Genomic DNA, 20509 nt, shown 5'->3' on the forward strand with positions numbered 1-20509 from the left:
GGCGGCGCGGTCACTTCTCGATCGTCTTGTTCCAGCGCGCGTTCCAGGCCGGCCGGTTGGCGTTGATGCTCTCCCAGTCGATGGTGATCGCGGTCTTCATCCACTGGTTGATCTCGGCCACCTGCGTCGCGCCCTCGCCCACGGCCGGGGCCTTGGGATTGGTCGGGATCTGCGCGCCGTACTGCAGCACGTTGGCCTGCGCCAGCGGGCTCAGCAGGAACTCGGCGAGCTTCTGCGACAGCTCGGGCTCGCTGTTGTTGGCGATCACGCACTGGCCCACCATCAGCACCACCGCGCCTTCCTTGGGCGGCGCGTATTCCACCGGGATGCCCTTGACCTTGAGCGCGGCCACGGCCGTCGGCGTGAGCGGGAAGATCGCGGCTTCGCCGGTCTGCACCATCTCCGAGAGCTTGGCCGAGCTCGGGATGTACTCGAGCACGTTCGGGCCGACGGTGGTCGGCCAGGCCTTGAAGCCGGGCTCCACGTTCTTGTCGTTGCCGCCCTGGATGCGGTTGAACATCAGGAAGCCGTGCAGCCCGAAGGACGAGGACGACATCGACTGGAACACCACCTTGCCCTTGAACTTCGGATCGGCCAGGTCCATCCACGAGGTGGGCGCGGCCCAGCCCTTCTCCTTGAACATCTTGGCGTTGTAGGCCAGGCCGGTCATGCCCAGGCTCACGCCGCTGGCCATGTCGTCCTTGAAGCGCGCGGCCGGGTAGATCTCGGCCAGCGAGGGATTGGGCTTCTGCTTCTGGCACAGGCCCATGCCGATGGCGCGCACCATGATGCCGTCGTCGAGGAACATCACGTGCATCTGCGGCCGGTCCTTGTTGGCCTGCGCCTTGGCGAGGATGTCGGAGGAGGTGCCGGGCACCACCACCACCTTCGCGCCGTAGAGCTTCTCGAAGGCCGGGAAGACGTACTGCGTGTACGCCTTCTCCATCGTGCCGCCGTTCATGCCGATGTAGAGCGTCTTCGTCTGCGCGTGGGCCGCGCCGCCGAAGCCCGCGAGGGCGGCCGCCGCGGTGGCGGCGAAGGTGAGGAAAAAGGAAGTGCGGTCGCGTCGTGCCATGGTGGGACTTTCCGTTCAGTGTCGAGGGTGGATCTGCGGTTGCGGTGGGTTGCTCTTGTCGTGTTCAGTGCGATGCCGATGCGGCGGCTTCGACGGGCCGCTCGGCCTTCGCGTCGGGGAAAGAAGCGCTCGATCGCGAAGGCCTCGATCGGCGTGGTGCTGCGGCCATCGCGCGCCAGCTCGGCCAGCACCTCGCCCGCGGCCGGGCCGATCTGGAAGCCCGCGCCCGCGAAGCCGAAGCCGTGGAACAGGCCGGGCGTGGTGCGGCTCGGTCCCAGCACCGGCTGGCGGTCGGGCAGGTAGCCCTCGGTGCCGCTCCAGGTGCGGATGAAGTGCGCATGCGCGAGCCGCGGCAGCAGCTCGATCGCCTGCGTCGACAGCGTGGCGATGGCGTCGCGCTCGGAACGCGCGCGCTCGGCATCGAGCCCGATGCCGGCGCCGCCGCCGAGCACCAGGTTGCCGCGCGCGACCTGGCGGCAGTAGATGCCGCCGCCCTCGACGCCGAGGCTCCAGTCCATGAAGAAGGGCAGGGGCTCGGTCACCGCCATCGCGGGATGGCCCGACTGCAGCGGCACGGCCTCGCCGAAGTGGGTGGCGATCGGGCCCGACCAGGCGCCCGCGCAGTTCAGCAGCACCGGCGAGCGCACCTCGAGCGTGCCCTCGGCATGCGTGGCGCGCAGCCGGAACAGCGTGCCGTCGTGCGCGACCTCGTCGACGCGGTGGCGCTCAAGCACCTGCGCGCCCGCATGGCGCGCAGCGAGCGCGAAGGCCGGCGACACCAGCCGTGGATTGGCCTGCCCGTCCTCGATGCACAGCGAGCCGCCGAGCGCGCGCGCGCCGAGCCAGGGGCAGTGCTCGCGCAGCCGCGTGCCCGTCACCAGCTCGAGCCCGAGGTCGAAGCCGGCGTCGCGCACGCTCGCGCGGTAGCGCTCGAGCGCGGCCATGTCGTCCTCGCTGCGGCCGATCTTGAAATGGCCCGAGCGCTGGTACTCGCCCTCGGTGCCGATCAGCTCGCCGAGACGGCCCCAGATGCGGTGCGCGCGCTGCGCCAGCGGCAGCTGGCTCAAGGGCCGGCCCTGGCGTCGCACGCCGCCGTAGTTGACGCCGCTGGAGCGCGAGCCGCAGAGGTCGCGCTCGAGCAGCACCACGTCCAGGCCCATGCGCCGCAGCGCGAGCGCGGCCGACGAACCCACGATGCCGCCGCCGACGATCGCCACGTCAGTGCGCAGGGTGCGGGTGGTGCTCATGCGCTGACTCCATCGGCGGGGGCCTGCGTGACGAGCCGGATCGGTATCGGCTTGACCGGCGCCTGCCCGCGCAGCCGGCCGACCTGCGCGAGTGGCTGGCCGGTTTCATGCGCGAGGATCTCGGCCGCGGCCACGCCGCACATGCGGCCCTGGCAACGGCCCATGCCCACGCGCGACAGCGCCTTGAGGCGGTTGAGCTCGTCGGCGCCATTGACGGCGACGGTCTGGCGCAGCGTGCCGGCCGTGACGTTCTCGCAGCGGCAGACGACGAGCTCGTCGGGTGCGTGGGCGGCCCAGTCCTGCGGCAGCGGAAACGCGCGTTCGAGCCCGCGGCGAAAGCCCGTCAGCGCATCGAGCTTGCGTTCGAGCAGCGCGGCGCGCGCGCCATCGACGGCCACGCCCTGGTCCGCGAGCAGCGCGAGCGCCGCGCGTTCGCCGGCCCACTCGGCCGCGTCGGCACCCATGATGCCGGCACCATCGCCCGCGAGGTACACGCCCGCCACGCTCGAGCGGCCCGCCGCGTCGCGCACCGGCAGGTGGGCGCGGTGCATCGGCGCGAATTCGAAGCGGCAGCCCAGCAGGTCGGCGAGCTGGGTCTCGGAACGCAGCGCGTAGCCGAAGCCGACGGCATCGCAGTCGATGCGGCGTTCCTCGCGCCCGTCGTGCCAGGCGACGCCGGTGACGCGGCTCGCGCCGTCGTCGCCGAGCACGCGCAGCGGCCGCACGCCGCCATGCAGCGGCACGCCATGCGCGCGCAGCCAGGCAACGAAGTAGACGCCCTTCGCGAGCACCGCCGGCTGCCGCAGCATCGCGGGCGTGGCCGCGACCTGGTCCGCGAGGCGCGCGGTGTCGAGCACGGCCGCGACCCGCGCGCCGGCCTTCGCATACTGGTAGGCCACGAGGTAGAGCAGCGGCCCCGTGCCCATGAACACCACGCGCCGCCCGATGGCGCAGCCCTGGAACTTGAGCGCCACCTGCGCGCCGCCGAGCGTGTAGACGCCGGGCAGGGTCCAGCCCGGCAGCGGCAGCACGCGGTCGGTGGCGCCGGTGGCCACGATCAGCGGGCCATGCGGCACGCGCGCGGTGCTGCGCGTCGGGCCGTGCAGCACGTCGAGCACGCCGCCCTGTGCGTTCCACACCAGGCTGTCGGGCCGGTGGTCGATGCGATCGCGCAGGCCGTCGAAGGCCGCGTGCACCGCGTTCGCACGTGCCGCCTCGAAGCCGTAGAGCGTGGCCGCCGCGCGTTCGACGAAGTTGGCGGGCGGGCGGCGGTAGATCTGTCCGCCGGCGCGCGCGGCCTCGTCGATGACGATCGGCCGCAAGCCATGCGCGACCAGCGCCTGCGCGGCGCGCACGCCGGCCGGTCCGGCGCCGACGATCACGGGAGGAAGTGCCGTCGTCGTCATGCCTCGCTCCGCCCGGTGACCAGCGCCATGCCCGGCGCGATGAAGGTGGAGCAGGCGCGCAGCCGCTCGCCCTCGGCGGTCGCGATCCAGCAGTCCTGGCAGGCGCCCATCATGCAGAAGCCCGCGCGCGGCGCGTCGCTGAACTCGTTGCGGCGCAGCTGGGCGGCCTGCGTGAGCACGGCGGTCAGCACCGTGTCGCCGGCCAGCGCCGACGCGGGCGCGCCGTCGAGCGTGAAGGGCACCGTGGCGCGGCCGGTCTCGGCCACGCGGTGCAGCAATGCGTGGGTCGCCATCTACTTGCGCCCCACCAGCACGCGGTCCAGGCCATAGAGCCGGTCGAGCACCACCATCGCGACGGCGGTCACGGCCACCATCAGCGCCGACACCGCGGCCATCAGCGGGTCGATCGATTCGGTGGCGTACATGTACATGCGCACCGGCAGCGTCACCGTGCTCGGCGAGGTGACGAAGATCGACATCGTCACTTCGTCGAAGCTGTTGATGAAGGCCAGCATCCAGCCGCCGGTGACGCCCGGCAGGATCATCGGCAGCGTGATGCGGCGGAACACCGTGGCCTGGCTCGCGCCCAGCGAGAGCGCCGCCTGCTCGGCGCTGCGGTCGAAGCCCACCAGCGCCGCCACCACCAGCCGCAGCGTGTAGGGCGTGACGATCAGCGCATGCGCCATCACCAGCCAGCCGAAGCTGCCGGTGCCGCCCACCAGCGCGAACAGCCGCAGCAGCGCGACGCCGAGCACCAGGTGCGGAATGATCAGCGGCGACAGGAACAGGCCGTTGAGGAAGTCGCGGCCCGGGAAGTCGTAGCGCGTGATCGCCATGCCGGCCGGCACCGCGAGCAGCGTTGCGATGGTGGCCGCGCTCAGCGCGAGCCACAGGCTGTTCCAGAACGACTGCATGAAGTCCGGATGCGCGAACACCGCCTCGAACCAGCGCAGCGAGAAATGCGTGGTCGGGATGGTCAGCGTGTTCTCGGGCGTGAACGCGACGATGCAGACCACCAGCAGCGGGGCCAGCATGAAGGTGATGACGAGCGCGTTGAACGCGAGGGCGATGGGGCCGTTCCTGCTCATGCGATCACCCCAGCGCTTTCTTGTAGCGGCCTTCCACGAGCCGGTTGTAGCTCAGCATCACCACGAGGTTGGCCACCAGCAGCGTGAGCGCCACCGCCGCGCCGAGCGGCCAGTTGAGCTCGCTCAGGTACTCGTCGTAGACCACGGTCGCGACCATCTTGAGGCGGCGCCCGCCGAGCAGGCCGGGGATCGCGAACGAGCTCGCCGCGAGGCCGAACACGATCAGGCTGCCCGAGAGGATGCCGGGCATCACCTGCGGCAGCACGATGCGGCGCAGGGTGGTGAAGGGCGTGGCATTGAGCGAGAGCGCCGCGTTCTCCACGCCGGGATCGAGCTTCTGCAGCGAGGTCCAGACCGGGATCACCATGAACGGCAGCATCACGTGCACCAGCGCGATCACCACGGCCGCGCTGGTGTAGAGGATCTTCACCGGGCCGATGCCCACCAGCTGCAGCAGCGCGTTGACCGCGCCCTCGGGGCCCAGCAGCATGCTCCAGCCGAAGGCGCGCACCACCACCGACACCAAAAGCGGCGCCAGCACCACCAGCAGCAGCACCGAGCGCCAGGGGTTGCGCATGCGGCTCAGCACATAGGCCTCGGGCGCACCGATCAGCACGCAGATCAGCGTGACCAGCGCCGAGATCCAGAAGGTGCGCCAGAAGATGCCGTGGTAGTAGTCGTCGCCGAACACCTGCGCGTAGTGCGCGAGCGTGAACTCGCCGGCGCGCGGGCCGCTGGCCGGGTCGTAGACGTTGAAGGACAGCACGGCCGTGAGCAGCAGCGGCACCACGAGCAGCGCGATGAACAGCACCAGCGCGGGGCCCGAGAGCCACCACGGCGTGGCCTTGCGAGAGATGCCGCTCATGCCGCCACCGCCGCGTCGTCGCGCAGCAGGCGCGTGCAATGCGCGGGCCAGTCGATGCCGGCCGCGTCGCCTTCGTCGAGCGCGGCGCGGCCGTCGTTGGGGCTCAGCACCATCAGTTCGCCGGCCGGCGTGGCGAGCCGGTAGAGCCACTGGCTGCCGAGGAAGAAGCGCTCCTGCACCGTGCCGTCGAGCCGGCCGCTGCCCGCGGGCACCAGCTGCAGCTTCTCGGGGCGCACGCTCATCAGCACGGCGGCGCCGCTGTCGTAGCCGCCTTCATCCACCTCGACCGCGAGCGGCCCGACCGCCACGTTGCAGCTGCCCGTGCCGCAGGCCGTTACCCGGCCCGGCAGCAGGTTGGCCTTGCCCACGAAGGTGGAGATGAAGCGCGTGCTCGGATGCTCGTAGACGCGGTGCGGATGGTCGATCTGCGTCGCGCGGCCGGCTTCCATCACCACCACGCGGTCGCTGATCGACATCGCCTCGCTCTGGTCGTGCGTGACCATCACCGTGGTGGTGCCGACCTTGCGCTGGATCTGGCGCAGCTCGAACTGCATCTCCTCGCGCAGCTTGGCATCGAGGTTCGACAGCGGCTCGTCGAGCAAGAGCACCGGCGGCTCGATCACCAGCGCGCGCGCCAGCGCCACGCGCTGCCGCTGGCCGCCCGAGAGCTCGCGCGGATAGCGCGTGGCATGTGCCTCGAGGTGCACCAGCGCCAGCGCCTGCTGCACGCGCTCGCGGCGCTCGGCCTTCGGCATCTTGCGCATCTCGAGGCCGAAGCTCACGTTGTCGGCCACCGTCATGTGCGGAAACAGCGCATAGCTCTGGAACACGATGCCCAGGCCGCGCGTGTTGGCCTTGGCATGCGTGATGTCCTGGCCCGCGAGCTCGATGCGGCCGCTGGTCACGGCCTCGAAGCCCGCGATCATCTGCAGCGTGGTGGTCTTGCCGCAGCCCGAGGGGCCGAGCAGCGAGACGAACTCGCCCTTCTCGACCGAGAGGTTCATGGCCGTCACCGCGCGGGTGCCGCCATAGGACTTGGACACGTCGGTGAGCCGCAGGAATGACATGGAAACGCCTTTCGTCGGGGGTCGGAATCCACGGCCGGCGCGCGGGCGCCGGGGCCATGAATGCGTGAGTGCTTTCGGTTCACTCTATTGCAACGATCGCGCCAGACCGCCACGGGTATTCCATTAATCAGAATATTTATTCAATTTATTCCGTTCAATGGAATATGATGGCCCGAGCAAGATCGACGTATTCCAAGGAAACGGGACATGGAAACCACAACCGCGGCCAGCGGCGGCGTGCCGCGCATCTTTTCGGTGATCCGGGCGCTCGGCGTGGTGCAGGCCGAGGGCGGCCGCGTCACCCAGATCGCGCGCGCCGTCGGCCTCACGCAGGCCACCACGCACCGCCTGCTGCAGTCGCTGATGGCCGAGGGCGTGGTCGAGCAGGACGAGCGCAGCAAGCTGTACCGGCTGAGCATCGAGTTCTTCGCGCTCGCGGCCAACGCCGGCAATCCCGGCGACCTGCGCACCCTGTGCCGGCCCGCGCTGCTGCGCCTGTGCGCGAGCCTGGGCGACAGCATCTTCCTGCTGGTGCGCAGCGGCTTCGACGCCGTGTGCCTCGACCGCAGCGAGGGCCCGTTCCCGATCCGTTCGTTCACCGGCGACATCGGCGGACGCATCGCGCTCGGCGTGGGGCAGGGCGCGCTCGCGATCCTGGCCTTCCTGCCCGAGGGCGAGCGCGAGGAGGTGATCCGCTTCAACCTCTCGCGCGTGCGCGAGTACGGCGTGTACGACGAGGTCTACCTGCGCACCGAGATCGAGCGCGTGCGCCAGAGCGGCTTCGCGGGCCGCAACACCGGCCTGCTCGAGGGCATGGCCGGCGTGGCCGTGCCCATCCTCGACCGCGAGGGCCGCGCCGTGGCCGCGCTGAGCGTGGGCACCATCGCCGACCGCCTCAACGCCGACCGGCTGCCGACCGTGGTCGACCTGCTGCAGCGCGAAGCGCTGGCGATCGGGCCGAGGATCAATCCCTTCGATGCCTCGCTGCGCCGGCCCGCGCAAAGCCTGGCGGGGTCGCCGGCGGGGCAGAGGATCACTGCTTGAGCTTGCGGTCCTCGTTCTTCGCTTCCTGCATCGCCTCGGGCTCCAGTTCCTCGGCATAGCGGTTGAGCCGGATGAAGAGGCCCCAGCCGGCCATCATCAGCCCGACCGCGCCCAGCATGGCGGCCGCGTGCAGCATCAGCTCCGGCGCCTCGCGCGCCTTGAAGGTCGCGACCAGCCCTTCGACCGCGACGGCCACCACGATCACCACCATGAAGCGCGACAGGAAGCGGCGCACCCGGGTCGGCGCGCCGATGTGGGCGTCGCGCACCACCTCCTCTTCGACCACGGTCTGGGAGATCTGCAGCGCCACGACGGCAGCCGCGAGCAGGCCCACCGCCTCGATGATCGCTTCGGCGGCCGGCAGGTCGAGGTCGTGCACGACCGCGCCCCAGCCGGCGCGTGCCGCGATCACGATCAGAACCAGCGACGCGATGGCGAAGGCGAGCGCCATCAGCGCATGGACCGCGGCATAGAGGGTGTGGATCAGCTTCATGGCAGGGGCGGCGAAGTGAGGGTGCCGCATCGTCGGCGCCGGGCGCGGATCGGTGCGTAGGCGCGCGAGCCGTTTCGAGGAACGCGCGCGGCGGGTGATGCGGACGCGCGCTTCGGCGGCCGAGTTCCTTCGCCAAACGCATCAGGTCCTTCCATATTTTCACTAGCCAACCCCGCCCACTTCGCAGATATTGGCGCGGTTCCCCCGACCCCGGTCGCCTTCCTTCTTCCTTCTTCCCGACTCCCCCGCGGAGCGCGCCATGTCCGAAGTCCACACCTCCGTCTCCCTCCCTTCCGAAGTCGAACAACTGCTCCAGCGCCTGGGCGTGCCGCGCGAGTCCCACGTCGGCGGCGCGCTGACGGTGCGCTCGCCGCTCACGGGCGAGGTGATCGCGCAGGTCGCGCAGACCGCGCCGGCCGCGGCCACCGAGACCATCGCGCGCGCGCATGCCGCCTTCAAGGCCTGGCGCGCGGTGCCGGCGCCGCGGCGCGGCGAACTGGTGCGGCTGCTCGGCGAGGAACTGCGCGCGGCCAAGCGCGACCTCGGCCGGCTGGTCACGCTCGAGGCCGGCAAGGTGCCGTCCGAGGGCGCGGGCGAGGTGCAGGAAATGATCGACATCTGCGACTTCGCGGTCGGCCTCTCGCGCCAGCTCTACGGCCTCACGCTGGCCACCGAGCGCGCCGAGCACCGGATGATGGAAACCTGGCATCCGCTGGGCGTGTGCGGCGTGATCTCGGCCTTCAACTTCCCGGTCGCGGTGTGGTCGTGGAACGCGGCGCTGGCGCTGGTGTGCGGCGATCCGGTGGTGTGGAAGCCGTCCGAGAAGACGCCGCTGACCGCGCTCGCGGTGCATGCGATCGCGGCGCGCGCCATCGAGCGCTTCGGCGCCGACGCGCCCGAGGGCCTCCTCGGCCTGCTGCTGGGCCAGCGCGACATCGGCGAGCTGCTGGTCGACGACCACCGTGTGGCGGTGCTGTCGGCCACCGGTTCCACGGCGATGGGCCGCCAGGTCGGTCCCAAGCTCGCGGCCCGCTTCGCGCGCGCCATCCTCGAACTCGGCGGCAACAACGCGGCCATCGTCACGCCTTCGGCCGACCTCGATCTCACCTTGCGCGCGATCGCCTTCGCGGCCATGGGCACGGCGGGCCAGCGCTGCACCACGCTGCGCCGGCTGTTCGTGCACGAGAGCGTGTACGACAAGCTGGTGCCGCGCCTCGTCAAGGTATACAGCGGCGTGAAGGTCGGCGATCCGCGCGAGGCCGGCACGCTGGTTGGTCCGCTGATCGACCGCGCGGCCTTCGAGGGCATGCAGAAGGCGCTCGACGAGAGCCGCGATGCCGGCGCCGTCGTGCATGGCGGCGGCCGCGTCGAGGGCATCGGCGGCGCCGAGGCCTACTACGCGCGCCCGGCCCTGGTCGAACTCAAGGCCCATGCCGGCGCGGTGCTGCGCGAGACCTTCGCGCCGATCCTCTACGTGGTGCGCTATGCCTCGCTCGACGAGGCGATCGAGCAGCACAACGCGGTGGGCGCGGGCCTGTCGTCGTCGATCTTCACGCTCGACATGCGCGAGGCCGAGCGCTTCCTCTCGTGCGCCGGCTCCGACTGCGGCATCGCCAACGTCAACATCGGCCCGAGCGGCGCCGAGATCGGCGGGGCTTTCGGCGGCGAGAAGGAAACCGGCGGCGGCCGCGAGGCGGGCTCCGACAGCTGGAAGGCCTACATGCGCCGCGCGACGAACACCATCAACTACTCGACGGCACTGCCTCTCGCTCAAGGCGTGACCTTCGACATCGGCGACTGATTTCCCGAGACGCAGGCATCGGCCGCGGCGGCGCATGAGCGTCGCCGCGGGCGGGTGCCTGCGCGAGCGCCAGACCCATCACCACAACGACGAGGAGACGACGACATGAATTTGATCCCATCCCTGCACCCGCTCAAGGCCGCGGCCGCCACGCTGCTGCTGGCCCTGGCCGCCACGGCCGGCGCGCAGCAACCTGCGCCCGCGGGCACGCTCGAGAAGATCGCCGCCAGCGGCAAGGCGGTGCTCGGCGTGCGCGAGGCCTCGCCGCCCATGGCCTACATGCTGGGCGCGGGCGAGAAGTACGTGGGCTACCACGTGGAGCTGTGCGAGCGCGTGCTCAAGGACATCGTGCCGGCCGCGAAGCTCGAGTACATGGCGGTCACCGCGCAGAACACCATTCCGCTGGTGCAGAACGGCACGCTCGACATCGGCTGCGGCCCCACCACCAACAACCTCGCGCGCCAGCAGCAGGTGGCCTTCGCGCTCACCACCTACGTGAGCGAGGTGCGCATGGCCACGCGCGTCGACTCGGGCATCACCACGCTCGACCAGCTCGCGGGCCGCACCGTGTCGGCCTCGACCGGCACGACGGCGGTGCAGCTGCTGCGCAAGCGCGAGCGCACCAACAACGTGAGCATCAACACCATGCTCGGCAAGGACCACCTCGAGAGCTTCCTGCTGATGGAGTCGGGCCGCGCCGATGCCTTCGTGCTCGACGACAACCTGCTGGCCGGGATCATCGCGAACTCGAAGAACCCGACGGCCTACCGCATCGTCGGCGAGCCGCTGGGCTCGGAGCCGATCGCGCTGCTGTTCCGCAAGGACGACCCGGCCTTCAAGGCGGCGGTCGATGGCGCGCTGCGTCGCCTCATGAAGAGCGGCGAGCTCGAGCGCATCTACACCAAGTGGTTCGTGGCACCGATCCCGCCGAAGAACACCAGCCTGAACCTGCCGATGAGCGCGGTGCTCAAGCAGCTGGTGCTCGAACCCAACGACAAGCCACTGGAGAGCTACGCCAAGTGAGTCCCGATTCCGCCGTCTCTTCGTCCTCTTCCTCGGACTTCGTGCCGGCGCAGCGCGTGCGCGCGCTCGGCGTGTCGGAGATCCTGCGCATCACCGACCATGCCAATGCGCTCAAGCGCGCGGGCCGCCCGGTGATCGTGCTGGGCGCGGGCGAGCCCGACTTCGACACGCCCGACAACGTGCGCGAGGCCGCGGTGCGCGCCATCGGGCGCGGCGACACGCGCTACACGGTGCTCGACGGCAGCCCGGCGATGAAGGCGGCGGTGCAGCTCAAGTTCAGGCGCGACAACGCGCTGGACTTCGGCCTCGACGAGATCAGCGTGAGCGCGGGCGCCAAGCAGGTGATCTTCAACGCGCTGATGGCGAGCCTGGATCCCGGCGACGAGGTGATCCTGCCCGCGCCCTACTGGACCTCGTACGCCGACATCGTGCGCATCTGCGGCGGCGTGCCGGTCGGCGTGCCCTGCGGCGACGCGCAGGGCTTCCGGCTCGAGCCCGCGCAGCTCGAGGCGGCGATCACGCCGCGCACGCGCTGGCTGTTCCTGAACTCGCCCTCGAACCCGAGCGGCGCGGCCTACGGCGCCGACCAGCTGAAGCCGCTGTGCGAGGTGCTGCTGCGGCATCCGCGCGTGTGGGTGCTGGCCGACGACATCTACGAGCACATCCTCTACGACGGCCTGGCCTTCGCCACGCCGGCGGCGGTGGAGCCGCGGCTGCGCGAGCGCACGCTGACGATCAACGGCGTGTCGAAGGCCTATGCGATGACGGGCTGGCGCGTGGGCTACGGCGCCGGGCCGCGCGCGCTGATCGCGGCGATGGCCGTGGTGCAGAGCCAGACCACCTCGTGCCCGTCGTCGGTGAGCCAGGCCGCGGCGATCGAGGCGCTGACAGGGCCGCAGGGCATCGTGGCCGAGCGGCGCGACGACTTCCAGCGCCGGCGCGACTTCGTGGTGGCCGCGCTCAACCGCATCGACGGCCTGCATTGCCCGCGGCCCGAGGGCGCGTTCTATACCTTCGCGCGTTGCCAGGGCGTGCTGGGACGGCGCACGCGCAGCGGCGCGCTGCTGGCCAGCGACGCGGACTTCTGCCGCTACCTGCTCGAGGATTTCGAGGTGGCGGTGGTGCCGGGCAGCGTGTTCGGGCTGGCGCCCTATTTCCGCATCTCGTACGCGACCTCGATGGCGCAGCTCGAGGAGGCCTGCGCGCGCATCGCGGCGGCCTGCGCGGCGCTCGAATGACTTCGCATGTCTCCCTCCCCCACTGGGGGAGGGCCGGGGTGGGGGCTCGCGGCGCATCCATCGCCCGGTGCCCCCATCCCGGCCTTCCCCCAGAGGGGGAAGGAGCAAAACCCTTCCTTGGAGAAAGCACTTGAATCACTCCCCCCGCACCGGCGGCCAGCTCCTGGTCGACCAGCTCGTCCTGCACGGCGTCGAGCAGCTGTTCTGCGTTCCCGGCGAAAGCTTCCTCGCGGTGCTCGATGCGCTGCATGACGCCTCGATCGCCGTCACCGTCTGCCGCCAGGAAGGCGGCGCCACCATGATGGCCGAGGCCCAGGGCAAGCTCACCGGCCGGCCCGGCGTGTGCTTCGTCACGCGCGGACCGGGCGCGACCAATGCCTCGGCCGGCGTGCACATCGCGCACCAGGACTCGACGCCGCTGCTGCTGTTCGTGGGCCAGGTGGCGCGCGAGGCGCTGGGACGCGAGGCCTTCCAGGAGCTCGACTACGGCGCGGTGTTCGGCACCATGGCCAAGTGGGTGGTGCAGATCGACGACCCCGCGCGCGTGCCCGAACTGGTGTCGCGCGCCTTCCACGTGGCGACCTCGGGCCGGCCCGGCCCGGTGGTGATCGCGCTGCCCGAGGACATGCTGACCGAGGCCGCCGCGGTGGCCGACGCGCTGCCCTACGCCCTGACCGAAACCCATCCGGGCGCGGCGCAGCTCGCCGAGCTGCAGCAGCGCCTCGCGCAGGCCGAGCGGCCGGTGGTGGTGCTCGGCGGCAGCCGCTGGTCGGCCGAGGCCACGCGGCAGTTCGCGCAGTTCGCCGAGGCCTTCTCGCTGCCCGTGTACTGCTCGTTCCGGCGCCAGATGCTGCTGTCGGCCGAGCATCCCTGCTACGCGGGCGACCTGGGGCTGGGTGCCAATCCGCGCATGCTGCAGCGCATCCGCGAGGCCGACCTGGTGCTGCTGGTCGGCGGCCGGCTGTCGGAGGTGCCGTCGCAGGGCTACGAGCTGCTGGCCATTCCGCAGCCCGCGCAGGCGCTGGTGCACGTGCATGCCGACGCCGACGAGCTCGGCAAGCTCTACCGGCCCGCGCTGGGCATCCATGCCACGCCGCGTGCCTTCGCCGAGGCGGTGGCCGGGCTGAAGCCGGCGCAGGCGCCGGCCTGGAAGTCGCGCACTGCCGAAGCACGCGAGGAGTTCCTGCGCTGGAGCGATCCGGCGCCGATCCGCGTGCCGGGTCCGCTGCAGATGGGCGAGGTGATGCAGCACCTGCGCGAGGTGCTGCCGCACGACACCATCTTCTGCAACGGCGCGGGCAACTTCGCGACCTGGGTGCACCGCTTCTGGCCGTTTCGCGCCTTCGCGAGCCAGCTTGCGCCCACCAGCGGCTCGATGGGCTACGGCCTGCCGGCCGGCGTCGGCGCGAAGCGGCTGTGGCCGCAGCGCGAGGTGGTGGTGTTCGCGGGCGACGGCGACTTCCTGATGCACGGCCAGGAGTTCGCGACCGCGGTGCAGTACGGGCTGCCGATCCTCGTGGTGCTGCTCGACAACGCCATGTACGGCACCATCCGCATGCACCAGGAGCGCCACTACCCGGGCCGCATCAGCGCCACGCAGCTCAAGAACCCCGACTTCCGCGGCTATGCCGAGGTGTTCGGCGGCCACGGCGAGCGCGTGACGAGCACCGCCGAGTTCGGCCCCGCGCTGGCGCGCGCGCGGGCCAGCGGCAAGCCCGCGATCCTGCACTGCGTGCTCGATCCGGAGGCGATCACGCCGTCGACCACGCTGCAGGCGATCCGCGATACCGCGCTCGCGAAGAGCGCCTAGCAGAGCGCCTAGCGCAGGCCGCCGATGTACTTCGGCGGCGGCTGCCGCCCGCTGCCGTCGGGCAGCCGCGCCGCGGCCTCGAGCCGCGCGGCGCGTGCCAGCGGCTCCATCGCCTGCTCGAGCCGCAACGCGATGGCCGCGAGCTCGTCGTCGTGGGTCTCGGCCGCGTGCGCGCGTGCGAAGCGCACCATCTCGGTGGCGTACTCGGCATTGACGGCCATCCACTCGGTGTCGGTCACGCGGCCGTGCTTGCGGCGCAGGGCCACGTGCAGGCGTGCCGCGAGCGCGATGCGCTCGCTCTCGGACATGACGTGGCCATCCATCTCGGTTCAGCCTCCGATGTGTTCGCGGTGCTGGGCCAGGTCGAGCCCCTGCACCTCGCTGTCGGGATCGACGCGCAGCCCCACCAGCGCGCGCACCAGGAACAGCACGATCGCGGTGCCGGCCGCGCTGTAGACCGCCACGCCGCCGACCGCGATCGCCTGCGTCAGCACGTTGCCGCTGGCGCCCGAGATGGCCTTGTCGGCGAACACGCCCGTGAGCAGCGCGCCCACGATGCCGCCGATGCCGTGCACGCCGAACACGTCGAGCGAATCGTCCGCGCCCAGCAGGCGCTTGAGGCCGGTGGCGCCCCAGTAGCAGGCCAGGCCGGCGATGGCGCCGATGGCCAGCGCCGAGGGCGGCGTGACGAAGCCCGCGGCCGGCGTGATCGCCACCAGCCCCGCGACCAGGCCCGAGCACAGGCCCAGCAGCGAGGGGCTGCGGCGCACCGTCCACTCGGCGATCATCCAGCTCGCGGCACCCGCGGCCGCCGCCACGTGCGTGACCAGCATCGCGAGGCCCGCGCGCCCGTCGGCCGCCACGGCCGAGCCCGCATTGAAGCCGAACCAGCCCACCCACAGCAGGCTGGCGCCGGCCATGGTGAAGGCCAGGTTGTAGGGCTCGAAGGGCTCGCGGCCATAGCCGCGGCGCCGGCCCAGCGCATAGGCGCAGACCAGCCCCGCCACGCCCGCGTTGACGTGCACCACCGAGCCGCCCGCGAAGTCGAGCGCGCCCATCTGCGCGAGCCAGCCGCCGGGTTCCCAGACCCAGTGCGCGATCGGCGCATAGACCAGCACGCTCCACAGCAGCGCGAACCACAGCACGGCCGAGAAGCGCATGCGCTCGACGAAGGCGCCGAGCACCAGCGCGGTGGTGATGATCGCGAAGCTCAGCTGGAACATCGCGTAGACCGTCTCGGGCACGTTGGGCGCCACGTGGCTCACGGCCAGCGTGCCGGCGTCCTTCAGGTAGTCGAAGCCCGCGAACCAGAAGCGCCCGGTGCCGCCGAGCCAGGGCCAGCCGGGCGTGAAGGCCAGCGAGTAGCCGAGCGCGAACCAGGTGAGCGACACCACCGCGGCGATGGCGACCACGCAGGCCATGGTGGCGAGCACGTTCTTGCGCCGCACCATGCCGGCGTAGAAGAGCGCGATGCCCGGCAGCGTCATCAGCAGCACCAGCACCGTGGAGGTCATCATCCACGCGGTGTCCGCGGCGCTGATGGAGGCTTGCGGTACCAGGGCCATGGCGGCGGTCTCTTCTTGGAGTGATGGTCCGGACTCTGTGCACAAGTCGTGCCACATCGTTAACTGCATGAAACACTTTGGTTTGCTACGCCGTGCGCGAAAGTAAGGCAAAGCGGGTAATTCCCAATGCACTGCGGCGGTGCACCCCCTAAAGTCCAGCCACTCGCGAACGGGCCCTGCTCGTGCTGCCGAGGGCCGAGGAGACAAATTCCCGATCGACAAGAACAATCATCCAAAAGGCTACATCCGAGAGCCGGGTTGAAAAATTCAGAAGCGCCGCTGGTCGGCGCTTTTTTTTGCCTGTCGCTGTCGCATCGGTGCCCCGATTCCTTGCCTTGAAAAGCGGCCAAAGGGTCGGCTGTGTCGACATCTGTAGCTACTCTTTCGATAGCGATGCCGGTGCGACAATCGTGGCCATGGAAATGTGGCTGATGACCGCGGCCTCGCTGCTCGCGGGGTTCGTGGATGCGATCGTGGGTGGCGGTGGACTGATCCTGGTGCCGGCGCTGTTCGCCGCCTTTCCCGGCGCGCCGCCGGCCACGTTGCTGGGCACCAACAAGAGTGCGTCGATCTGGGGCACGGCCGCTTCGGCGGCGCAGTTCAGCCAGCGCGTGCAGATGCGCTGGGGCGCGCTGTGGCCGGCCGCGCTGGCCGGTTTCTGCGGCGCGCTGGCCGGCGCCTGGGGCGTCACCCAGTTCCCGGGCGACTTCCTGCGCCGCGCGCTGCCCGCGATCCTGCTGGCGGTGCTGCTCTACACGCTGGCGCGCAAGGACATGGGCCGCCACCACGCGCCGCGCTTCACCGGCCGCGCCGAGACGCTCGCGGCCTGCGCCATCGGCCTGGGCATCGGCGTCTACGACGGCTTCTTCGGCCCCGGTACGGGCAGCTTCCTGGTGTTCCTGTTCGTGCGCTGGATGGGCTACGACTTCCTCAACGCCTCGGCCTCGGCCAAGGTCATCAACGTGCTCACCAACGGCGCGGCGCTGCTGCTGCTCGCGCTCAAGGGCCACGTCTGGTGGCACTACGGGCTGGCGATGGCGGTCGCCAACGTGGCCGGCAGCCTGATCGGCACGCGCGTGGCGCTCAGGCACGGCGCGGGCTTCGTGCGGATCGTGTTCATGGTCGTGGTCAGCGTGCTGATCCTCAAGACCGCGTACGACGCCTTCCTCCAATGAAAAAGGCCCCGGGGCGAACACCGGGGCCTCTTGCTCAGTCGGACAGCGCGGTGGCGCTCAATCCTCGACGAAGGCTTCCTCGCGCTTCGACTTCACGGCCGGCAGCAGCACGATGCCCAGCAGCAGCGCCGCGGCCACCAGCAGGCCGGCCGACAGCGGCCGCGTGACGAACACGCTCCAGGCGCCGCGCGACAGCAGCAGCGCGCGGCGCAGGTTCTCTTCCATCATCGGCCCGAGGATGAAGCCCAACAGCAGCGGGGCCGGCTCGGTGCGCAGCTTGAGGAACAGGTAGCCCACGAAGCCGAAGATCGCGACCATCCACACGTCGAAGGTGTTGTTGTTGGTCGAGTACACGCCGATGGCGCAGAACAGCACGATCGCCGGGAACAGGAACTTGTAGGGCACCGTCAGCAGCTTGATCCACATGCCGATCAGCGGCAGGTTCAGGATGATCAGCATCGCGTTGCCGATCCACATCGAGGCGATCAGGCCCCAGAACAGCTCGGGGTTGCTGGTCATCACCTGCGGCCCGGGCTGGATGTTGTGGATCGTCATCGCGCCCACCATCAGCGCCATCACGGCGTTGGGCGGAATGCCCAGCGTCAAGAGCGGAATGAAGGAGGTCTGCGCGCCGGCGTTGTTGGCCGACTCGGGCGAGGCCACGCCGCGGATGTTGCCCTTGCCGAAGGGCACTTCGCCCGGGCGCATCTTGATCTTCTTCTCGAGCGCGTAGGCCGCGAAGGCCGCCAGCAGCGCGCCGCCGCCGGGCAGGATGCCCAGGGCCGAACCGAGGGCCGTGCCGCGCAGCACCGCGGGCGTCATGCGCTTGAAGTCGTCCTTGGTGGGCCACAGGCCCTTGACCTTGTGCGTGAAGACCTCGCGCTCGTCGTCGGGCTGCGAGAGATTGCCGATGATCTCGCCGTAGCCGAACACGCCCATGGCGATCACCACGAAGCCGATGCCGTCGGTCAGTTCGGGGATGTCGAAGCTGAAGCGCGCCACGCCCGAGTTCACGTCGGTGCCGACGATGCCCAGCAGCAGGCCCAGCACGATCATCGCCACCGCCTTGAGCAGCGAGCCCGAGGCCAGCACCACGGCGCCGATCAGGCCCAGCACCATCAGCGAGAAGTACTCGGCCGGGCCGAACTTGAAGGCCAGCTCGGTCAGCGGCGGCGCGAAGGCGGCGAGGATCAGCGTGCCGACGCAGCCCGCGAAGAACGAGCCCAGGCCCGCGGCCGCGAGCGCCGGGCCCGCGCGGCCCTGCCTTGCCATCTGGTAGCCGTCGATGCAGGTCACGACCGAGGACGACTCCCCGGGCAGGTTGACCAGGATGGCGGTGGTCGATCCGCCGTACTGCGCGCCGTAGTAGATGCCGGCCAGCATGATCAGGGCCGAGACGGGCGGCAGCGCGTAGGTCGCGGGCAGCAGCATCGCGATGGTCGCGACCGGGCCGATGCCCGGCAGCACGCCGATCAGCGTGCCCAGGATGCAGCCGACCAGGCAGTACAGCAGGTTGGTGAAGGTGAAGGCGACGCCGAAGCCGGTCGCGAGGTTGTGGAACAGTTCCATGGCGGTGTGCTCCTCAACCGGCGATGAAGGTGGGCCAGACCTGGATCTGGAGCTTGAGCGCCCAGATGAAGGCCACGTAGCTGCCCGCCGCGAGGATGGTGGCGAGCACCAGCACGTCGCGCAGGTTGAAGTGTTCGCCCGCCATGCTCGAGATGATGGTGAGCGCGTAGATCGCGATGATCATTCCCATGGCCGGCAGGCCGATGCTCGGCAGGCCCCCGAGCAGCACGCCGAACGCGAGGTTGGCGCCCAGCACGTAGGCCAGCGGCTTCCAGGCCCATTTGCCGATGGGATCGCCGTCGGTGGTCTCGACCACCATGGCCTGGAACATGATCCCCAGCCCGAGCAGCGCGAGCAGGATGCCCAGCATGAGCGGGAAGTAACCGGGACCCATGCGGGCCCCGTCGCCGATGTTGTATGCGGTGGCGCCGATGGCGAAGGCGCCGCCCACGGCCGTGAACATGACTCCTGAAAAGAAGTCGGCCTGGCTCTTGATTTTCATGTCTCTCGACCCTCTGTTTTGGAGGGATGAGGGTCGTTTCCGGCGACTGACCGCTGGCTGACCTGACCGGTAGGGACTAATGCGTAGCGCTTACTACGGGTAAGCCCGCGCGGCCCCGGTGCACGGGTGGCGCAGAAACGAAAAAAGCTCCCGAAGGAGCTTTTCAGTGAAAGGCGGCCGGGCCGCCATTCGATGGGTGGGTGCTGCGAGAGCTTAGTAGCCGCCGCGGCCGTAGCCGTCGTCGCTGCCACCGCCGCCGCCGTAGCCACCGCCGCTGCGGCCACCGCCGCCGCCGCCGTAGCCGCCGCCACCGCCGCTGCGACCACCGCCGCCGCCGCCGTAACCGCCGCCGCCGCCGCCGTAGCCGCCGCCGCCACCACCGTAGCCGCCGCCACCGCTACGGGGCGGGCGGGCTTCCATCGGACGGGCTTCGTTCACGGTCAGGGCGCGGCCCTGGACCGGCTGGCCGTTCAGGCCGGCGATCGCGGCTTGCGCCTCGGCGTCGGTACCCATTTCCACGAAGCCGAAGCCCTTGGAGCGGCCGGTGTCACGTTCCATCATGACCTTGGCGCTGACGATGGCACCGTAGGCGCCGAAAGCTTGCTCCAGGTCGTTGTCACGGATCGAGTAGGCGAGATTGCCCACGTAAAGTTTCTTGCCCATGAAAGGGACTCCTCAACTCAAAAAAACCAAATAACAGAAAAAGCGATGGAGTCCCAGAATCACAACAAACAAAGGCGCTGTGCGCGAAACTGACCGATCACCGGATAACGTGCACGGGAGCCGGTGGCTCACTGACACGTAGCGGCGATTATCCCGGTTTGGCCGGGAAATCAAGCTTTTAATTGCACATTCATCGGGAAACCTCTGATCCCGACGGGCGGTTTCGCAACGGTTTGAGCAGACCGGAGAGCCCGTTGTGGTCTATTTCATGCATCAGGGCGAGCAAGCGGCCGATTTCTCCCGCGGGAAAACCCTCGCGCGCGAACCAGGTCAGGTAGTTGCCCGGCAGGTCGGCGATCAGCGTTCCCTTGTATTTGCCGAAGGGCATCGCCAGCGTGACCAGGCGCTCGAGGTCCTCGGGCTTCATCAGCGGCCTCCCGCGCGCTTGACCGTGTGGCCCAGCTTCGTGAGCGTGGCGATCACCTGTTCGCGGTGGTCGCCCTGGATCTCGATCGTGCCGTCCTTCACCGTGCCGCCGGTGCCGCAGGCCGCCTTGAGCTGCTTGCCGAGCGAAAGCAGGCCCGCCGCGTCGAGCGCCACGCCCTTCACCACGGTCACGCCCTTGCCTTTTCTGCCCGCGGTCTCGTGCGACACACGCACAATGCCATCGGCGGCGCGCAGCCGCGCCTGCTCGGCGAGGTCCTTGCAGCGGCATTGCGCCAGCGGTTCGCCGCAATCGGGGCACATGCGGCCGCCGGCCTCGGTCGAATACACCAGCCGGGTGGCCGCCGGGTTGTCCTTGTGGGTTGCCATGTTCTTGCGTTCTCTTCGTTCCCGATTTCTTTTCCACCAGCCCAGACGAGCCTTTCCGATGCATC

The 20509-nt window shown here is 70.2% G+C and carries 20 protein-coding genes and 1 pseudogene; 6 read left to right on the top strand and 15 right to left on the bottom strand.

From position 1 onward, the window contains the following. Nucleotides 1–10 precede the first annotated feature (10 nt). From ACHMXE_RS13485 to ACHMXE_RS13515, 7 genes and pseudogenes are all read right to left on the bottom strand, one after another. Complete coding sequence (locus tag ACHMXE_RS13485; protein WP_395349736.1) at nucleotides 11–1075, bottom strand: ABC transporter substrate-binding protein; 1065 nt, start codon at nucleotides 1073–1075, stop codon at nucleotides 11–13. Nucleotides 1076–1191: 116 nt separating this feature from the next. Further along, nucleotides 1192–2322, bottom strand: a pseudogene (locus tag ACHMXE_RS13490) (NAD(P)/FAD-dependent oxidoreductase); the annotation flags it as partial. After that, nucleotides 2319–3728: an FAD-dependent oxidoreductase gene (locus ACHMXE_RS13495; protein WP_395349737.1), complete on the bottom strand. Its 1410-nt coding sequence runs from the start codon at nucleotides 3726–3728 to the stop codon at nucleotides 2319–2321. The gene ACHMXE_RS13495 and the pseudogene ACHMXE_RS13490, both read right to left, overlap by 4 nt. Continuing rightward, on the bottom strand, nucleotides 3725–4021 hold the full coding sequence (locus ACHMXE_RS13500) for a 2Fe-2S iron-sulfur cluster-binding protein (protein WP_209543049.1): 297 nt from the start codon (nucleotides 4019–4021) through the stop codon (nucleotides 3725–3727). The genes ACHMXE_RS13495 and ACHMXE_RS13500 overlap by 4 nt, the downstream gene beginning before the upstream one ends. After that, nucleotides 4022–4816 carry an ABC transporter permease gene (locus tag ACHMXE_RS13505; RefSeq protein WP_395349738.1) on the bottom strand — a complete coding sequence of 265 codons (795 nt, stop codon included), beginning with the start codon at nucleotides 4814–4816 and terminating at the stop codon, nucleotides 4022–4024. Nucleotides 4817–4820: 4 nt separating this feature from the next. Next, nucleotides 4821–5681 carry an ABC transporter permease gene (locus ACHMXE_RS13510; protein ID WP_395349739.1) on the bottom strand — a complete coding sequence of 287 codons (861 nt, stop codon included), beginning with the start codon at nucleotides 5679–5681 and terminating at the stop codon, nucleotides 4821–4823. Continuing rightward, entirely contained in the window at nucleotides 5678–6748 is a 1071-nt protein-coding gene (locus ACHMXE_RS13515) for an ABC transporter ATP-binding protein (protein WP_395349740.1), read from the bottom strand. Before ACHMXE_RS13515 ends, ACHMXE_RS13510 begins: the two co-directional genes overlap by 4 nt. Nucleotides 6749–6955: 207 nt before the next feature. Here ACHMXE_RS13515 and ACHMXE_RS13520 point away from each other — a divergent pair, with 207 nt between their 5' ends. Further along, nucleotides 6956–7792 carry an IclR family transcriptional regulator gene (locus ACHMXE_RS13520; protein ID WP_203203229.1) on the top strand — a complete coding sequence of 279 codons (837 nt, stop codon included), beginning with the start codon at nucleotides 6956–6958 and terminating at the stop codon, nucleotides 7790–7792. Here the strand turns inward: ACHMXE_RS13520 and ACHMXE_RS13525 are convergent. Then, nucleotides 7782–8285 carry a hypothetical protein gene (locus ACHMXE_RS13525; RefSeq protein WP_057597265.1) on the bottom strand — a complete coding sequence of 168 codons (504 nt, stop codon included), beginning with the start codon at nucleotides 8283–8285 and terminating at the stop codon, nucleotides 7782–7784. The two genes, ACHMXE_RS13520 and ACHMXE_RS13525, sit on opposite strands and share 11 nt — an antisense overlap. Before the next feature lie 259 nt (nucleotides 8286–8544). On the opposite strand from ACHMXE_RS13525, the gene ACHMXE_RS13530 reads away from it, so the two are divergent. The 4 genes from ACHMXE_RS13530 (at nucleotide 8545) to ACHMXE_RS13545 (ending at nucleotide 14157) form a co-directional block, all read left to right on the top strand. Further along, the gene (locus ACHMXE_RS13530) at nucleotides 8545–10086 is read left to right on the top strand and encodes an aldehyde dehydrogenase family protein (protein WP_395349741.1); all 1542 of its coding nucleotides are present in this window, start codon (nucleotides 8545–8547) and stop codon (nucleotides 10084–10086) included. A 105-nt stretch (nucleotides 10087–10191) separates the two neighbouring features. Then, the gene (locus ACHMXE_RS13535) at nucleotides 10192–11109 is read left to right on the top strand and encodes an amino acid ABC transporter substrate-binding protein (RefSeq protein WP_395349742.1); all 918 of its coding nucleotides are present in this window, start codon (nucleotides 10192–10194) and stop codon (nucleotides 11107–11109) included. Continuing rightward, the gene (locus tag ACHMXE_RS13540; protein WP_395349743.1) at nucleotides 11106–12347 is read left to right on the top strand and encodes a pyridoxal phosphate-dependent aminotransferase; all 1242 of its coding nucleotides are present in this window, start codon (nucleotides 11106–11108) and stop codon (nucleotides 12345–12347) included. Before ACHMXE_RS13535 ends, ACHMXE_RS13540 begins: the two co-directional genes overlap by 4 nt. A gap of 130 nt (nucleotides 12348–12477) precedes the next feature. Continuing rightward, on the top strand, nucleotides 12478–14157 hold the full coding sequence (locus ACHMXE_RS13545; RefSeq protein ID WP_395349744.1) for a thiamine pyrophosphate-binding protein: 1680 nt from the start codon (nucleotides 12478–12480) through the stop codon (nucleotides 14155–14157). Nucleotides 14158–14165: 8 nt separating this feature from the next. Here the strand turns inward: ACHMXE_RS13545 and ACHMXE_RS13550 are convergent, their stop codons facing one another. Together ACHMXE_RS13550 and ACHMXE_RS13555 are read right to left on the bottom strand one after the other, a co-directional pair. Next, a complete protein-coding gene (locus ACHMXE_RS13550) occupies nucleotides 14166–14465 on the bottom strand; it encodes a hypothetical protein (protein WP_281080947.1) in 300 nt (99 codons plus the stop codon). A gap of 21 nt (nucleotides 14466–14486) precedes the next feature. After that, the gene (locus ACHMXE_RS13555; protein WP_203203223.1) at nucleotides 14487–15722 is read right to left on the bottom strand and encodes an ammonium transporter; all 1236 of its coding nucleotides are present in this window, start codon (nucleotides 15720–15722) and stop codon (nucleotides 14487–14489) included. Nucleotides 15723–16138: 416 nt separating this feature from the next. On the opposite strand from ACHMXE_RS13555, the gene ACHMXE_RS13560 reads away from it, so the two are divergent. Then, nucleotides 16139–16897 (top strand): sulfite exporter TauE/SafE family protein, encoded by a 759-nt coding sequence (locus ACHMXE_RS13560; RefSeq protein WP_395349745.1) that lies wholly within the window; start codon nucleotides 16139–16141, stop codon nucleotides 16895–16897. A 57-nt stretch (nucleotides 16898–16954) separates the two neighbouring features. On the opposite strand, the gene ACHMXE_RS13565 is transcribed toward ACHMXE_RS13560, so the two are convergent. From ACHMXE_RS13565 to ACHMXE_RS13585, 5 genes are all read right to left on the bottom strand, one after another. After that, nucleotides 16955–18466 carry a tripartite tricarboxylate transporter permease gene (locus tag ACHMXE_RS13565; protein WP_093351011.1) on the bottom strand — a complete coding sequence of 504 codons (1512 nt, stop codon included), beginning with the start codon at nucleotides 18464–18466 and terminating at the stop codon, nucleotides 16955–16957. A 13-nt stretch (nucleotides 18467–18479) separates the two neighbouring features. Continuing rightward, nucleotides 18480–18968 carry a tripartite tricarboxylate transporter TctB family protein gene (locus tag ACHMXE_RS13570; protein WP_093351008.1) on the bottom strand — a complete coding sequence of 163 codons (489 nt, stop codon included), beginning with the start codon at nucleotides 18966–18968 and terminating at the stop codon, nucleotides 18480–18482. 213 nt (nucleotides 18969–19181) lie between these two features. Continuing rightward, entirely contained in the window at nucleotides 19182–19631 is a 450-nt protein-coding gene (locus ACHMXE_RS13575; RefSeq protein WP_395349746.1) for an RNA recognition motif domain-containing protein, read from the bottom strand. Nucleotides 19632–19821: 190 nt separating this feature from the next. Further along, nucleotides 19822–20058, bottom strand: a complete 237-nt coding sequence (locus ACHMXE_RS13580; RefSeq protein ID WP_203203221.1) for a DUF3820 family protein — start codon at nucleotides 20056–20058, stop codon at nucleotides 19822–19824. Next, the gene (locus ACHMXE_RS13585) at nucleotides 20058–20444 is read right to left on the bottom strand and encodes a translation initiation factor Sui1 (protein WP_203203220.1); all 387 of its coding nucleotides are present in this window, start codon (nucleotides 20442–20444) and stop codon (nucleotides 20058–20060) included. Before ACHMXE_RS13585 ends, ACHMXE_RS13580 begins: the two co-directional genes overlap by 1 nt. Nucleotides 20445–20509: the final 65 nt, after the last annotated feature.

This window comes from Variovorax sp. UC122_21, assembly GCF_044056785.1.
Taxonomy (GTDB): Bacteria; Pseudomonadota; Gammaproteobacteria; order Burkholderiales; family Burkholderiaceae_C; genus Variovorax.

Bases quoted from the DNA above. Each gene is read 5' to 3' on its own strand.
- ACHMXE_RS13485 (WP_395349736.1), bottom strand. From the start codon at position 1,075: ATGGCACGACGCGACCGCACTTCCTTTTTCCTCACCTTCGCCGCCACC.
- ACHMXE_RS13495 (WP_395349737.1), bottom strand. From the start codon at position 3,728: ATGACGACGACGGCACTTCCTCCCGTGATCGTCGGCGCCGGACCGGCC.
- ACHMXE_RS13500 (WP_209543049.1), bottom strand. From the start codon at position 4,021: ATGGCGACCCACGCATTGCTGCACCGCGTGGCCGAGACCGGCCGCGCC.
- ACHMXE_RS13505 (WP_395349738.1), bottom strand. From the start codon at position 4,816: ATGAGCAGGAACGGCCCCATCGCCCTCGCGTTCAACGCGCTCGTCATC.
- ACHMXE_RS13510 (WP_395349739.1), bottom strand. From the start codon at position 5,681: ATGAGCGGCATCTCTCGCAAGGCCACGCCGTGGTGGCTCTCGGGCCCC.
- ACHMXE_RS13515 (WP_395349740.1), bottom strand. From the start codon at position 6,748: ATGTCATTCCTGCGGCTCACCGACGTGTCCAAGTCCTATGGCGGCACC.
- ACHMXE_RS13520 (WP_203203229.1), top strand. From the start codon at position 6,956: ATGGAAACCACAACCGCGGCCAGCGGCGGCGTGCCGCGCATCTTTTCG.
- ACHMXE_RS13525 (WP_057597265.1), bottom strand. From the start codon at position 8,285: ATGAAGCTGATCCACACCCTCTATGCCGCGGTCCATGCGCTGATGGCG.
- ACHMXE_RS13530 (WP_395349741.1), top strand. From the start codon at position 8,545: ATGTCCGAAGTCCACACCTCCGTCTCCCTCCCTTCCGAAGTCGAACAA.
- ACHMXE_RS13535 (WP_395349742.1), top strand. From the start codon at position 10,192: ATGAATTTGATCCCATCCCTGCACCCGCTCAAGGCCGCGGCCGCCACG.
- ACHMXE_RS13550 (WP_281080947.1), bottom strand. From the start codon at position 14,465: ATGTCCGAGAGCGAGCGCATCGCGCTCGCGGCACGCCTGCACGTGGCC.
- ACHMXE_RS13555 (WP_203203223.1), bottom strand. From the start codon at position 15,722: ATGGCCCTGGTACCGCAAGCCTCCATCAGCGCCGCGGACACCGCGTGG.
- ACHMXE_RS13560 (WP_395349745.1), top strand. From the start codon at position 16,139: ATGGAAATGTGGCTGATGACCGCGGCCTCGCTGCTCGCGGGGTTCGTG.
- ACHMXE_RS13565 (WP_093351011.1), bottom strand. From the start codon at position 18,466: ATGGAACTGTTCCACAACCTCGCGACCGGCTTCGGCGTCGCCTTCACC.
- ACHMXE_RS13570 (WP_093351008.1), bottom strand. From the start codon at position 18,968: ATGAAAATCAAGAGCCAGGCCGACTTCTTTTCAGGAGTCATGTTCACG.
- ACHMXE_RS13575 (WP_395349746.1), bottom strand. From the start codon at position 19,631: ATGGGCAAGAAACTTTACGTGGGCAATCTCGCCTACTCGATCCGTGAC.
- ACHMXE_RS13580 (WP_203203221.1), bottom strand. From the start codon at position 20,058: ATGAAGCCCGAGGACCTCGAGCGCCTGGTCACGCTGGCGATGCCCTTC.
- ACHMXE_RS13585 (WP_203203220.1), bottom strand. From the start codon at position 20,444: ATGGCAACCCACAAGGACAACCCGGCGGCCACCCGGCTGGTGTATTCG.